We start from the raw sequence: 13,791 nt of genomic DNA, 5'->3' as shown, positions 1-13,791 counted from the left end.
AATTGAAATGCTGCCCGGAAAAACGGGCGGGAATGAAACCGATTGGAGATGTCGCTTGGTGAATAACCCCTCACTCCGGCGCTTGCTGTTGTCCACCGCCTTGGGTTTCGTGCTGGCTTTACCGGTGGCAAGCGGTGCAGTCCGGGCAGAAAGCCAACCTGCCGCTGCCGCCGAAACGCAACCAGCGCCCGTGTCGCCCCCAGTCGCTGAACAAACAGCGCTTCCAGAAATCATCCAGTCGGATGGGGTCAGTCATTTCACATTGCCAAATGGTCTGGAAGTGGTTGTCATCCCCGATCATCGCGCTCCAGTCGTGACCCAGATGATCTGGTACCATGTAGGGTCGGCCGATGAAGCGCCCGGCGTTTCAGGTATCGCGCATTTCCTCGAACATCTGATGTTCAAGGGTACGAAGAACCACCCAGCTGGCGAGTTTTCGGCGAAAGTCGCCTCCATCGGCGGGCAAGAAAACGCCTTCACCTCCTATGATTATACGGCCTATTTCCAGCGGGTATCTCCCGAAGCGCTGGAAATGGTGATGCAGTTCGAGTCGGACCGGATGGAAAATCTGGTGCTCAATGAAGAAGCGGTGAAAACCGAACGGGATGTCATTCTGGAAGAACGCCGGATGCGAGTTGATTCCAATCCGGCTTCCATGCTGATGGAGAATAGCGACGCTGTTCTTTTCTATAACCATCCTTATCGCAAGCCTGTAATTGGCTGGCAGCAGGAAATGGAAAAGCTAAGCCTCAAGAACGCCATCGACTTTTATCAGCAATATTACACACCGAATAATGCAACGCTCATCATCGCTGGAGACGTTTCACCGGAACGCGTACGCGAGCTGACGTTGAAGACATGGGCAAAGGTGCCGAAACGCGCCGAAGTTCTGCCGCGTGAGCGTCCTCAGGAGCCCGCGAAGCACGCCGCCCGCGTCGTGACGTTGCACGATGAGCGTGTAAGCACCCCCTCATTCCGTGTGTCGTGGCTTGTTCCTTCCTATGCGAACGAAAAACGGTTTCCGAATGTAAAACCAGGGGATGCCCCCGCCCTTGATCTACTGAGCGAAATTCTCGGCGGTTCGTTGCGTTCACGCCTTTATCAGGAATTGATCGTCAAGCAGGGTATCGCTGCCAATACTGGCGCGAGCTATGGTGGCGATGCGCTTGATGACGGCACGTTTTCTGTATATGGCGCGCCGCGCAATGGCGCGACGCTTGGCGATGTCGAAAAAGCCGTTGAAGCCGAAGTGGCACGGATCATCAAAGACGGCGTAAGCCAGACCGAGCTCGATCAAGCTCGCAATCGTTTCCTGAAAGCGGTTATCTTTGCACGCGACAGCCAGACAGGTATGTCCCGGATTTATGGCTCGTCGCTGTCTGTTGGGCAAACGGTTGACGATATCCAGAAATGGCCGGAGGTCATCAAGGGTGTGACAGTCGATCAGATCAAGGATGTGGCGACGCGTTATCTCGTTAAAGACCAATCGGTAACGAGTTACCTGCTTCCTCCGGACGCCGAGCCGGAGAGCGCTCGCGAGAACCCGGATGCGTCAGCGGGAAGCGCCGGGGCCAATGGTGCGGGAGGAGCGATCCAGTGAAGAACATTCTTACGTTGAACTTCAGACGTGTTTTCGACTTTCGCTATGCCGGGTCGGCTGTGGGTGTTCTTGCCGCATCCGTGACATTGTTGATCGTGTGCGCCTTGCCGGCGCGCGCAATCGAAATTCAGGAAGTTGTTTCGCCAAAAGGTATTCATGCCTGGCTGGTAGAAGACGATTCAGTCCCGCTTATTTCCATGCGGTTCTCATTCAAGGGTGGCACATCGCAGGATCCTTCCGGGAAGGAAGGGTTGGCTAACCTGATGACAGGGCTGTTCGATGAGGGGGCGGGCGACCTGAAATCGGATGCGTTTCAGGAGAAGATAGACAATCTGGGCGCGGAAATGAGCTTTTCTGCAACACAGGATTCCGTTTCGGGCGGTATTCGCATGCTCGCGGAAAATCGCGACGCAGCCACAAACTTGCTTGCTCTTTCTGTCAACAAGCCTCGCTTCGACCAAGATGCTATTGATCGTATTCGACAGCAGGTGGTTGCGAGTATCGAATCCTCACAACGCAACCCTTCGACGATTGCATCGCGTAAGTTCTCCGAAGTTCTCTATGGGAACCATCCTTATGCACGTCCCGATGATGGCACGGTGAAATCACTGCAGTCGATCACGCGTGACGATCTGGTGAACTTTCACCGCAAGAACTTTGCGCGTGACCGTCTGACTATCGGCGTTGTGGGTTCGATCAATGCGAAGGATTTGGAGGCGTTGCTGGATAAGGTGTTCGGCGATCTCCCCGCGATGGCCGAACTGGTTCCTGTACCCGATGCCAAACTGGCACTTGGCACGACGACCAGCCTCAATTTCGATATGCCGCAGACCTCGATCAGCTTTGTCTATCCGGCTATTCCGCGCAAGGATCCCGAATTCTTTGCAGCCTATCTGATGAACCATATTCTGGGTGGTGGCTTTACATCGCGTCTTTATGCCGAAGTGCGTGAAAAGCGTGGCCTTGCCTATTCGGTATCGTCATCCATGGTCATGCGTGATCATGTTTCGGCATTGATGATTTCGACTGCGACCCGTCCTGACAAAGCGCAGGAATCCCTGAAGATTATCCGCGAGCAGGTTGCTGCTATGGCCGCGGACGGGCCCACGGAAGAAGAACTTGCTGCTGCCAAAAACTTCCTCAAGGGATCTTACGCCGTCAACAATCTGGATTCATCCGCCGCTATTGCTGAAACTCTCGTTAGCTTGCAGGAAGCAGAACTTCCGCGTGATTATATCGACAAGCGCTCGGAGTTGATTGATGCTGTAACGTTGGATCAGGTCAAGGCTATTGCTAAGAAACTGCTTGAAGCGGAACCGGCAATATTGATTTTCGGCCCGGCCCAAAGCTAAAAGGTACCAAATTGGAAAAGGCAGTGCCGTCATCGCCCCGAATTGCCGTCGCTTTCGGCGGAGGTGGGGCACGCGGCATTGCCCACATCCATATTGTCGAGGTGCTCGATGAACTTGGTATCAAACCGGTTGCAATTGCAGGCTCGTCGATAGGTTCGATTGTTGGCGCCGGAATGGCGAGCGGCATGACGGGCAAGGAAGTTCATGAATATATGGCGGCGATTTTCAATCGCCGCTCCGAAGTCGCAAAGCGTATGTGGCAGACCCGCCCTGCGCGCTGGGTAGAATTGCTGAAAGGTGGCTTGCGCGTCAGCCAGTTCAATATCGAAAAGGTGCTGGACGTCTTTTTGCCTGCAAGCCTGCCGATGAATGTAGAAGAGCTGAAAATCCCGATGACTATCACAGCGGCGGACTTTCACGCCGCTCGGGAAATCCATATTCGCGATGGCGATCTGCATTCGGCCATCGCAGCATCCTGTGCCATACCACCAGTTTTCGCACCAGTACGCCGGGATGGCCGCATTCTGGTCGATGGCGGCTTGTTCAATCCAGTACCCTTTGATCTGCTGTTTGATGAGGCCGATATTGTCATCGGCATCGACGTTGTCGGCACGCCGGTCGGACCAGATGACTACATGCCAACCACATTCGAGGCAGTGATCGGGGCGAACCAGCTGACCATGTGCTCCATCATCGAAAACAAATTTCGAATTCGCCCCCCGCATATTTTCATTCGCCCTAATGTCGAGCGGATCGGTCTTCTGGATTTCCTGAAGTTCGAACAGATATTGTCACAGAGCGCCAGTGTTCGCGACGAACTGAAACGTGCTCTCGAACTGACAGTTGAGGGAAAAGTGGTGCCGATAAATTCAACGCTTGCAACCTGAATCTACCGGCTTCCTATACGTTTGCTATTCCGCCGGAACGGGTGATCCGACTGTGTCACTTGACGACGAGGCGGATACGATATCATCCGCGCCTTTGTCGATGCGCTGACCTTCGCGGACAGGTTTGACCAGAGGCTCTGGTGTGACCGGTTTGTTGAAGAGCAGATGGCGACCAGCCATGATTCCTTCCGAAGCCTGCACGTGGAGACGATCTTCGTCGCGCTGGCGAACGTCTTCACGAATTTCGTAGGCTTGGGTTTCGGCTATGCCGAGCCCTTCGAGTGTACGCTGACCAAACAGCAAACCGGATTCGAACGTTTCGCGCAGTTCATACTCGACACCTTGAGCGCGCAGTTGCAGCGTATGTTCCCGATCATATGAACGAACGAACAGCCGCACATCCGGGTATTCGGATTGTATAAGGTTGATGATGTGGTTGGTCGTTTCCTTCTTGTGGGTACAGATGGCAACGATCTTCGCTTTTCTTATACCTGCCGCTTCCAGCACGTCTTTACGAGTACCGTCGCCAAAATAAATACGGAAGCCAAATTTTCCGGCAGCACGCACGCGATTGGGCGAACTGTCAATCACGGTTACGTCGATACCGCCAGCGAGCAGGATTTGCGATGCAATCTGACCGTATCGCGAGAAGCCGATCATCAATACGTCAGAACCGGCACCTTCGAAGTTTTCCTCAATTTCATCGACAGTCTTGTCCTTGATAAGCAGCTTTGAGCCAATCAAAACGGAAAGCGGTGTTAGCGCCATGGATACGGTGACGGCGGCTACAAGCTCTGAACCGAGTGCGCTTGAGACTATGGATGCGGCAGAAGCTGCCGAGAAAAGAACAAAGGCAAATTCGCCGCCTTGCGGCAGAAGAAACGCAATTCGCACAGCATCGTTATGGTTGGACCGGAAGACACGGCACAGCAGATAGATGATCGCGATCTTGGTTGCCATGAAAATGGGAACAGCAAGAAGGATAACCTTCCAATACTGTACGATCACAGTGAGGTTCAGCGAAAGACCAACCGCCACGAAAAACAATCCGAGAAAGATTCCGCGAAATGGTTCGATATCCGCTTCAAGTTCGTGTCGGTAGGATGATTCCGCCAGCAAAACACCGGCGATAAATGCACCCATGGCCATCGAAAGGCCAGCCGCCTGAAGCAGGCTGGCTGATCCGAGCACCACAAAAAGCGCTGCTGCGATCATCACTTCGCGAGCGCCGGTATTGGCGATAATGCGGAACATCGGATTGATGAGATAACGTCCGGCGACCACCAGTGCCGCGATGGCCGCAATTGCTGTGGCAAGGTGGAAACCCGCGCTCGCCTGCGACGGTTCGGTCGGCGAAAGTGCCGGAATAATTGCAAGGATCGGCACGATGGCGAGGTCCTGGAACAGCAGGATCGAAAAAGCACGTTGACCGTGTTTCTGGTTCGTTTCGGCCCGGTCCTCCAAAACCTGCATGGCAAATGCCGTAGACGAAAGCGCGAGACCGAAACCGATGATGATCCCTGCTTCGGGGCTGAGGCCCGCAAAGTAAATGCCAAGAGTAGTGAGGGCTGCTCCACAAAGCAGAACCTGCGCGGTACCAAGACCGAAGATCGATTGGCGCAACGCCCAAAGTCTTGAGGGTTTCAGCTCAAGTCCGATGATGAAGAGAAGAAAGACAACGCCAAGCTCGGAGAAGTGCAGAAAATCTTCTCCGTCTGCAATGAGGCGAGCTACGGGGCCAATCGTGATGCCTGCCGCAAGATAGCCGAGGACTGTACCAAGCCCTAATCGCTTGAACAGCGGCGCAGCGATAATCGCACCGCCCAAAATCATCAGACACTGCAGGTAGAGACTTCCGCCAGTTGCAACCATGCCAAGCTCTTGGAATTTGGAGAAATGTAGGAGGGCTTGCCTTGAAGCCCTAGGATTTCGGCAATATAGAAACAAGATATGGCTGTAATCAGCCCGATGTCGAACAATTTGACGATATTTTTTAGCAAGTCCCGGTTTCGGTCCCGCTGCAAATCGTACTGCGAGGTTGAACCGTGATGAACTTGGGAAACTCGGATTATATAATGATTTCAGATAATTCGGCGGAGAAACTTGTCGATCGCGCAGCCGTTCTCGTGGCTGCAGCCAAACGGGCGGGAGCTGATCAGGCTGACGCAGTCGTGATGCGGGCACGGTCAGTTAGCGTATCAGTGAGGTTGGGCAAGGTTGAGGGAACCGAATCGTCGGAAAGTGATGATTTCGCTCTGCGCGTTTTTGTAGGCCGTCGCATTGCGAGTGTTTCTGCCAATGCGAGCGCCGATCCCGACCGTCTCGCCGAGCGTGCCGTTGCTATGGCACGCGTTGCGCCGGAGGATCCCTATGAGCAACTCGCAGACCCATCGCTGCTTGTTGTTTCGCCTCGTGATCTTGATCTCTACGATTCAACGGAAATCGATTCCGATCGTTTGACGCAGGACGCACTTGCGACGGAAGCAGCTGCACTCGCAGTCAGCGGCGTGACGAATTCAGGTGGAGCTGGTGCCTCGCGCAGCCTTGGTGGTCTGGTGCTGGTCACATCGACAGGCTTTTCGGGGCATTATGCTGCTACACGCTTTGGACGATCGGTCTCGGCCATTGCGGGCGAGGGCACGAAAATGGAGCGCGATTATGATTTCAGTTCGCGCCTGCATTTTTCTGATCTTGATACGCCTGATGATATCGGTCGTCGCGCTGGTGAGCGCGCTGTGCGGCGGTTGGGTGCACGTCAGGCAAAGACGGGGCCTGTCACAGTTATCTACGATCCTCGCCTTGCGCGCGGTATTGCGGGACATCTTGCAAGCGCGATTAATGGCGCTTCTGTTGCACGCAAGACGAGTTTTCTTCGTGACAGTCTCGGTAAACAGGTTCTCAAGAACGGCATAAATGTTACTGACAATCCGCTGCGTGTGCGCGGTTCGTCTTCGCGTCCGTTCGACGGCGAAGGGATTGAGGGGCAATCTTTGACGATGGTGGAGGATGGCGTTCTCAAACACTGGCTGCTTTCTGGATCGAGCGCCCGGGAACTGGGCCTGCAAGGCAATGGTCGTGGTGTTCGTTCGGGCTCTGGCGTTTCGCCTGCTTCAACCAATTTTGCCATCGAGCCCGGTTCGCAGTCGCCGGAGGAATTGATCCGTGCAATTGGCACAGGTTTTTATGTGACAGAGGTGTTCGGGCAGGGTGTTGACATGATCACGGGCCAATATAGCCGCGGCGCATCGGGGTTCTGGATCGAAAATGGCGAACTTGCCTACCCGATCAGTGAAGTGACGATTGCTTCGAACCTCAAGGACATGTTCCTCAATATGACACCCGCCTCCGATATTGATCGAAACTTCGGGATGACAGCACCGACACTCGCAATTGAAGGCATGACTCTTGCCGGAAACTGACAAGCACAACGAAATTGTCAGTGAACTGACGCTTCTGCGTGATGCTGCGCGTGAAGCCGGACGTATCGCGATGCGCTACTTTGGTCGTTCTCCGGAAGTCTGGCTGAAGGATGGTTCATCGCCCGTCAGTGAAGCTGATCTGGCCGTTGACCGCTATCTAAAGGATGTCCTTTTGAAAGCGCGGCCAGATTATGGCTGGATATCGGAAGAGACCGTCGATGAACGGGCAGCTGAAAAACGCAGCCGCGCCTTCGTTGTCGATCCGATTGACGGCACCCGTGCATACATCGCTGGGCAGGATCAATGGTGTATTAGCATAGCCGTTGTGGAAAATGGCCGCCCGTTGGCCGGCGTTCTGGAATGTCCGGCGCGCAACGAGCTCATCGAAGCAGGGAAAGGCGTTGGGGCTTCACAAAACGGTGCTGTCATACGTGTCAGATTACCATTGCCCGGTGAACAGGTGACAATAGCATCAGCCCGCAATATGGTGACGGCACTCCCGGAAAGCTGGCGGGATCGTGCAAAGATTCATCCCTACGTTCCCTCGCTGGCCTACCGTATCGCTATGGTGGCGCGCGGAGATATAGCGGGCACCTTCATTCGGCCAAATTCACATGATTGGGATTTGGCAGCAGCTGATCTGATCCTGAGTGAGTCGGGCGGGGCAATCCTGACAAGCGATGCCCTACCGATCCAGTATGGTGGTCCGACGTTGAGCCATGGCGCTCTCGTTGCCGCCAGCGGAGACCTTCTGCAAGAAATGTTGAGTGTTGTCGCGGGCTGACCCTTGGGTTAATCATGCCGCGAACCAATTTTGTTCAGGGATAATTGTCATGAGCGTCGAAGGCGACAAAAAGCAGCTTCTTCATCTGGTGTTCGGCGGTGAGCTGAAAAAGCTCGGTACCGTTGAGTTCCGCGATCTTGAAAACGTCGATATCGTTGGCATCTACCCGGATTACGAGTCGGCCAAGACCGCATGGAAGTCGAAGGCACAGCAAACAGTAGACAATGCTCATATGCGCTATTTCATCGTGCACCTGCATCGGTTGCTCGATCCAGAAGGCGTGACGCTGAAGGCGGATTGAGCAGTTTGACTGCTCCCGGCCAATATCGGATGCAAAGCGGAGATAGTCCGGGTCAGACCACCGGGCATAAGAAGCAAGGATTCGCGAAGCGCCTCTGGCGACGTATTCGCGGGCCGCTGGCGCAGTCTGCCGTGGTTAAAGCCATGCTGGTCTGGCTGATCACCTCCTACTTCAAGCTTGTCTATTTCACAAATTCTCGCTTGAAAGAATCAGCAGACCCACAGGCGCTGGTGGGTAAGGACGATCCTTTCATCGTGACTTTCTGGCATGGGCAACATCTCATGGGACCGTTCATCTGCCCCAAGGGAATTGAACTTGTCGCCATGTTTTCGCGCAGTGCAGATGCGGAACTGAACGCTCGTGTTGCGGAAAAACTTGGATTGTTGACAGTGCGTGGCTCTGGTGGACGAGGTTCTCGCTCCAAGCCTGAAAAGGGAGGCGCACGCGCGCTTCTGACGTTGAAGAATGCTCTCAAAAACGGGCAATCGGCATCAATTATAGCGGACATCGCTCACGGCAAAGCGCGTGAGGCCGGAGAAGGCATCATTTTATTGGCGAAATTGTCCGGTCGTCCAATAATACCGGTTGCTTATGCTTTCTCGCGGAACCATGTTCTGGAAAAGTCCTGGGATAAAACGACGATTCCGCTGCCCTTTGGGCGTTCGATTATCGTGCGCGGCGACAATGTATGGGTCGACGCGGATGCCGATGAAACGCAATTGGAAGAAAAACGCATGGAGCTAACGCGCCAACTCAACGACGCGACCGTCAAGGCCTATGCTGCGTTGGAGAAAGCGAAATGAGCGAACGCTGGGCGCGCAATATGTTGTCTGCCTACCGTGCACTCGGTTCCGCGGCCTATCCATTTATGGGGCCTTACATCGCCTATCGTGCGTCTCGCGGCAAGGAAGAGCGCATGCGTCGCGGCGAGCGCTACGGCAAATCCGCCATAGCACGTCCGCAAGGACCGGTTATCTGGGCCCACGCGGCAAGCGTTGGTGAAACCGTCGCGATCACGCCATTGATTGAGCGGATCGCTGCGACTGGTATCCATATCGTGCTGACGACAGGTACTGTGACTTCGGCAAAAGTTGTCGCAGATCAGTTAGGTAGTAAGGTCATTCACCAATACGCGCCGCTGGATTTGCAACCGGCGGTCAACAAGTTTCTCAACCACTGGAAACCTGATCTTGCCATCGGTTGTGAATCTGAAGTCTGGCCTGCTACTGTGCTTTCACTCGGCAGTCGCCACACGCCGCAGGTTCTGGTCAACGGGCGCATGTCTGATCGCTCCTTTGCTGTCTGGCAGAAAAGACCGGCTCTGGCCGAAGCGCTCTTTGAAAATTTTGCCTATGTGGTCGCACAGTCGGAACTAGATGCAGATCGCTTTCGTACGCTGGGAGCGCGGCCTGTCAGTGTTTCAGGTAATCTCAAGGTCGATACGAATCCGCCGCCGGCTGATCCACAGGCTCTGGCCGCATTGCAACGCCAGATCGGTGGACGGAGAACGTGGGCCGCAATTTCGACCCATGACGGCGAAGAAGCGATCACAGCAGAAGTTCATCAGATGCTGAAAGTACGCTATCCGCATCTTGTCACGATCATCGTGCCGCGTCATCCAGATCGTGCTGCGGCCATTCAGGCTATGCTGGCTGAAAAGGGGCTCAAGGTTGCGCGTCGCAGCGCCAATGAGCCGATTGAAGCTGACACAGATATCCTGCTCGGAGATACCATTGGGGAGATGGGACTTTATCTCCAGCTCACCGAAATAGCATTTATTGGCAATTCGCTGACCAAGGAAGGTGGACACAACCCTCTGGAACCGGCGATGATGGGAACTGCTGTGCTAACAGGACGAAATGTCCAGAATTTTCGTGAATCCTTCCAACGCCTCATCAAGAATGGGGGCGCACGCATTGTGAAGGATCGCAATATGCTCGCAGGAGCGATCAATTTCCTGTTCAACAACCCTCAGCATCTCCGTGCCATGATCAATGCTGGGGTGAGCACGGTCAGGGATATGCGCGGCGCACTGGATCGTACGCTTGTCGCACTCGAGCCGTTTATCCAGCCATTGATCCTGCAGGCACAGTTACCCGGCAATCGCAATGAGGCTGCCTATCAGACAGGCGGTCACTGAGTATGGTGAGTGAAGCGCCGCCTTTCTGGTGGGATAAACCTGATTGGCGCGCTTTGTCTTTGGCGCCTGCTGCCTGGCTCTACGGAGCCGTGGCGGGCCGTCGGCTTTTGAAAGCGGAACCACCAAAAATTTCTCTGCCGGTTCTTTGCGTGGGCAATTTTACCGTAGGTGGGGCCGGAAAAACACCGACTGCAATTGCTTTTTCTGCTGGCGCAAAAGCACGAGGTCTAAACCCCGGCATCGTCTCACGCGGCTATGGCGGCGCTTACAAGGGACTACACGTTGTTGATCCCGCGCATGACAGTGCGCGTTACGTCGGGGATGAGCCACTCCTGCTGGCACGTCATGCTTCGGTGGCTCTCTGTCCTGATAGGCTAAAGGCGGCTCGACATTTACAGGCGCTCGGTTGCGATTTCATCATCATGGATGACGGTTTCCAGAGCGCACGACTTTTTGCCGATTTTTCGTTGCTGGTTGTGGATGCTGCCCGTGGTATTGGCAATGGAAAGGTCATACCGGCAGGCCCCCTGCGGGCTCCACTGACTGATCAAATGCGTAAGACCGACGCTTTGCTGCGTATCGGCAAAGGTGATGGTGCTGATTTCGTTATCCGTCAGACAGCACGAGCAGGTAGACCGATATATGAAGCCCGGCTTAAGCCGTCGTCTACCACACCAATAGCGGGCAATCGTTGGCTTGCATTTGCGGGCATAGGCAATCCTGAAAAATTCTATGCAAGTGTTGCTGAAGCAGGCGGTGAGATTGTGGAAACATGCTCATTCCCCGATCATCACAGCTTTGCATCAGACGATATTCGCAATCTGACAGACACAGCACGTCGTCAGGGATTGGGATTGATCACTACGGCGAAGGATCAGGTGCGTCTGGCAACGATGATTGGAGTTCCTGCCGGTTTTCTGACGAAACTCGCTGTCCTTAACGTTGATCTCAAATTTGATCGCAACGATGCGCTTGACCACATTCTGGATACGGTCATCGAGCGCTTCAAAAGCCGTGTTACAAGCTGATTTTAAGCCTTCTTTCGGCTACGCATTTCAGGATTGACTTCCAACTCACGTTCAAAAGAAATCAGGCCTGTTGCGTAGGGTTCCTGCCGCGAAACACTCCAATATTTGAGTTCATCGAGCGGGATATGGGCGCCTGTCACCGCACACGCGACATAGGCTCCATGCCTGACGATTTCATAATCACCGTCGAGATAGCGCAGAACAGCTTCGGAAGAACGGGGGGATTCAAATTTATTCATGTGTGTAAAACCTTTGTAGCCGACTCTAGCAAGCGTCGTGCGTTGCGTCCAGCAGTACAACATCATACGTCGTTGTAATTCTATCAGCGCCTGCCAAATAGCCGTTCGATATCTGTCAGTTTCAGTTCGATGTAGGTTGGGCGACCGTGATTGCAGGTGCCTGAGCCGGGGGTGGCTTCCATTTCACGCAGGAGCGCATTCATTTCTTCAGGCTTCAACCGTCGCCCCGAGCGAACGGAACCATGACAGGCCATTGTTGCGGCCACATGGTTCAACATGGCCTTCAATCCTTCAGATGTGTCGTGTTCCGCAATCTCATCCGAAAGATCGCGGATCAGCTGCTGCACGTTCATTTCTCCGAGCATTGCGGGCGTTTCACGCACCGCGATAGCACCTGGCCCGAATTGCTCGATGCCAAGGCCAAAGCGGGCAAGTGTTTCCGCGTGGGTTGCCAGTCGCTCGGCGTCTTCTTCCGGCAGATCCACGATTTCAGGAATAAGCAGCATTTGTCCCGATATGGGACGAGAATGCAGGGCGTTTTTCAACGCCTCATAAACGAGACGTTCGTGAGCCGCATGCTGATCTACAATGACGAGACTGTCTTCGGTCTGGGAGACAATATAGTTCGCGTGGATTTGCGCGCGGGCCGCCCCGAGTGGCTTCTGCTGGAGTTCCACCGGTGCTTCGTCACGCGTCGCTCGGGCATCTGCCGCCAGCACGTTAACGGTGGCGAGCGTCGCCTGGTCACTTTCCTGAAAGGAGGGTGCCGCTCCCAAGTCCAGCGGCCGATGCGCCGGATGTGCGGTCTGCGGTGACCATTCGGTTCTCGGCGAGGAAACTGCGGGGTGCCAGCTCCCCGATGCATAACCAGCCGAAGAAGGCCGCGATGTGAATGATGGTGAGGGCGGCTGGAATCCTTCTGCACGGAACGCTTGCAGCATGGCATCGGCACCGCTGGTCGCAGGCCGAATACCTGATTGCGCCAGTGCTTGTTTGATCGCCCCGACGATTAGCCCGCGCACAAGACCTGGATCACGGAAACGCACGTCAGCCTTGGCAGGATGCACATTAACGTCGACAAATGCCGGATCCAGCGTCAGAAACAATACGGCAACCGGATGACGATCACGTGCCATGACATCCGCATAGGCTCCACGCAATGCGCCGAAAAGCTGTTTGTCCCGCACCGGGCGCCCATTCACATAGGCGAACTGATGCAGGGCGTTGCCACGATTATGGGAGGGGATGCCGACAAATCCGGCCAGACGTACGCCGTCGCGTTCCGCGTCAATGGCAAGCGCATTTTCGCCGAATTCTTTTCCGAGCACCTGATTGATGCGCTCAAGCGTTGCTTCTGCGCCGCTGCCGGTTGCGGCCAGTTCCAGTGGTGTCCTGTCGGTGCCTGCAAGCGAAAAGCGGACATGGGGAAAGGCAATTGCGATGCGCTTGACGACATCGGTTATGGCGGAAGCTTCCGCACGATCCGTTTTCATGAATTTGAGACGGGCAGGCGTCGCGAAAAAAAGATCGCGGACCTCGGCAATTGTCCCGCGATTGAGCGCGGAAGGACGGGGACCGTCGAGATGTCCGCCGGAAATCGATACTTCAAAGCCGGAGTCAGCGTCCTGCGGACGAGATTTGAGGGTCAGTTTTGCGACCGAGCCAATAGATGGCAGAGCTTCCCCACGAAACCCAAGTGCACGAATGTCGTGCACATCGTCCGAAAGCTTGGAGGTACAGTGGCGGGAAACTGCCAATGGAAGCTCATCGACCGGAATCCCCGAACCATTATCCGTCACGCGCAACAATGTCTTGCCACCGCCACCGGTCACGACCTCAATGCGGGTCGCGCCAGCGTCGATAGCATTTTCGACAAGTTCCTTGATAACGCTGGCGGGGCGTTCGATGACTTCCCCCGCTGCGATCTGATTGATGATGGTTTCGCTTAAGTGTCGAATTGGCATGATGGAACTATAGAAGGATTCGCTTCTGTAAAGAACACGCTTCTACAGTCCATCCAGACTGCCTTTTGTGCGTCTGA

Annotated in this window: 12 protein-coding genes; 9 read left to right on the top strand and 3 right to left on the bottom strand. The window is 54.7% G+C overall.

Annotation, left to right across the window (positions count from 1 at the left end; all coding sequences use genetic code 11):
• Nucleotides 1-58: 58 nt before the first annotated feature.
• Genes KWJ32_RS09565 through KWJ32_RS09555 form a run of 3 tightly spaced genes read left to right on the top strand, consistent with a single transcriptional unit; the run spans nucleotide 59 to nucleotide 3,839 of the window.
• On the top strand, nucleotides 59-1,600 hold the full coding sequence (locus KWJ32_RS09565; protein WP_011982755.1) for a pitrilysin family protein: 1,542 nt from the start codon (nucleotides 59-61) through the stop codon (nucleotides 1,598-1,600).
• 5 nt (nucleotides 1,601-1,605) lie between these two features.
• Nucleotides 1,606-2,952, top strand: a complete 1,347-nt coding sequence (locus tag KWJ32_RS09560) for a pitrilysin family protein (protein ID WP_231771621.1) — start codon at nucleotides 1,606-1,608, stop codon at nucleotides 2,950-2,952.
• Nucleotides 2,953-2,963: 11 nt separating this feature from the next.
• Nucleotides 2,964-3,839, top strand: a complete 876-nt coding sequence (locus KWJ32_RS09555; protein ID WP_011982757.1) for a patatin-like phospholipase family protein — start codon at nucleotides 2,964-2,966, stop codon at nucleotides 3,837-3,839.
• Between the two features lie 24 nt (nucleotides 3,840-3,863).
• On the opposite strand, the gene KWJ32_RS09550 is transcribed toward KWJ32_RS09555, so the two are convergent.
• Nucleotides 3,864-5,711 (bottom strand): monovalent cation:proton antiporter-2 (CPA2) family protein, encoded by a 1,848-nt coding sequence (locus KWJ32_RS09550; RefSeq protein WP_011982758.1) that lies wholly within the window; start codon nucleotides 5,709-5,711, stop codon nucleotides 3,864-3,866.
• Nucleotides 5,712-5,914: 203 nt separating this feature from the next.
• Between KWJ32_RS09550 and KWJ32_RS09545 the strand changes: the two genes are divergently transcribed.
• Genes KWJ32_RS09545 through lpxK form a run of 6 tightly spaced genes read left to right on the top strand, consistent with a single transcriptional unit; the run spans nucleotide 5,915 to nucleotide 11,511 of the window.
• The gene (locus KWJ32_RS09545; RefSeq protein WP_040128437.1) at nucleotides 5,915-7,258 is read left to right on the top strand and encodes a TldD/PmbA family protein; all 1,344 of its coding nucleotides are present in this window, start codon (nucleotides 5,915-5,917) and stop codon (nucleotides 7,256-7,258) included.
• Nucleotides 7,245-8,042 (top strand): 3'(2'),5'-bisphosphate nucleotidase CysQ, encoded by a 798-nt coding sequence (locus KWJ32_RS09540; RefSeq protein ID WP_011982760.1) that lies wholly within the window; start codon nucleotides 7,245-7,247, stop codon nucleotides 8,040-8,042. The genes KWJ32_RS09545 and KWJ32_RS09540 overlap by 14 nt, the downstream gene beginning before the upstream one ends.
• Before the next feature lie 49 nt (nucleotides 8,043-8,091).
• Nucleotides 8,092-8,343 carry a DUF4170 domain-containing protein gene (locus tag KWJ32_RS09535; RefSeq protein WP_010661008.1) on the top strand — a complete coding sequence of 84 codons (252 nt, stop codon included), beginning with the start codon at nucleotides 8,092-8,094 and terminating at the stop codon, nucleotides 8,341-8,343.
• Nucleotides 8,344-8,372: 29 nt separating this feature from the next.
• Nucleotides 8,373-9,146, top strand: coding sequence for a lysophospholipid acyltransferase family protein (locus KWJ32_RS09530; protein WP_010661009.1), 774 nt, complete (start codon nucleotides 8,373-8,375; stop codon nucleotides 9,144-9,146).
• A complete protein-coding gene (gene waaA, locus KWJ32_RS09525) occupies nucleotides 9,143-10,483 on the top strand; it encodes a lipid IV(A) 3-deoxy-D-manno-octulosonic acid transferase (protein WP_011982762.1) in 1,341 nt (446 codons plus the stop codon). Before KWJ32_RS09530 ends, waaA begins: the two co-directional genes overlap by 4 nt.
• A 2-nt stretch (nucleotides 10,484-10,485) precedes the next feature.
• Nucleotides 10,486-11,511, top strand: coding sequence for a tetraacyldisaccharide 4'-kinase (gene lpxK, locus KWJ32_RS09520; protein ID WP_011982763.1), 1,026 nt, complete (start codon nucleotides 10,486-10,488; stop codon nucleotides 11,509-11,511).
• 2 nt (nucleotides 11,512-11,513) lie between these two features.
• Here the strand turns inward: lpxK and KWJ32_RS09515 are convergent, their stop codons facing one another.
• Together KWJ32_RS09515 and mutL are read right to left on the bottom strand one after the other, a co-directional pair.
• Entirely contained in the window at nucleotides 11,514-11,750 is a 237-nt protein-coding gene (locus tag KWJ32_RS09515) for a DUF2093 domain-containing protein (protein ID WP_010661012.1), read from the bottom strand.
• A gap of 83 nt (nucleotides 11,751-11,833) precedes the next feature.
• On the bottom strand, nucleotides 11,834-13,714 hold the full coding sequence (mutL, locus tag KWJ32_RS09510) for a DNA mismatch repair endonuclease MutL (RefSeq protein ID WP_151610214.1): 1,881 nt from the start codon (nucleotides 13,712-13,714) through the stop codon (nucleotides 11,834-11,836).
• Nucleotides 13,715-13,791: the final 77 nt, after the last annotated feature.

This window comes from Ochrobactrum sp. BTU2, assembly GCF_024539785.1.
Lineage (GTDB): Bacteria > Pseudomonadota > Alphaproteobacteria > Rhizobiales > Rhizobiaceae > Brucella > Brucella anthropi.
The sequence above is the reverse complement of the archived record's forward strand: the minus strand, read 5'-3'. Positions and strand labels throughout refer to the sequence as shown.

Coding starts and splice junctions, on each gene's coding strand:
- KWJ32_RS09550 (WP_011982758.1), bottom strand. CDS start 5,711: ATGGTTGCAACTGGCGGAAGTCTCTACCTGCAGTGTCTGATGATTTTG.
- KWJ32_RS09545 (WP_040128437.1), top strand. CDS start 5,915: ATGATTTCAGATAATTCGGCGGAGAAACTTGTCGATCGCGCAGCCGTT.
- KWJ32_RS09535 (WP_010661008.1), top strand. CDS start 8,092: ATGAGCGTCGAAGGCGACAAAAAGCAGCTTCTTCATCTGGTGTTCGGC.
- KWJ32_RS09530 (WP_010661009.1), top strand. CDS start 8,373: ATGCAAAGCGGAGATAGTCCGGGTCAGACCACCGGGCATAAGAAGCAA.
- waaA (WP_011982762.1), top strand. CDS start 9,143: ATGAGCGAACGCTGGGCGCGCAATATGTTGTCTGCCTACCGTGCACTC.
- lpxK (WP_011982763.1), top strand. CDS start 10,486: ATGGTGAGTGAAGCGCCGCCTTTCTGGTGGGATAAACCTGATTGGCGC.
- KWJ32_RS09515 (WP_010661012.1), bottom strand. CDS start 11,750: ATGAATAAATTTGAATCCCCCCGTTCTTCCGAAGCTGTTCTGCGCTAT.
- mutL (WP_151610214.1), bottom strand. CDS start 13,714: ATGCCAATTCGACACTTAAGCGAAACCATCATCAATCAGATCGCAGCG.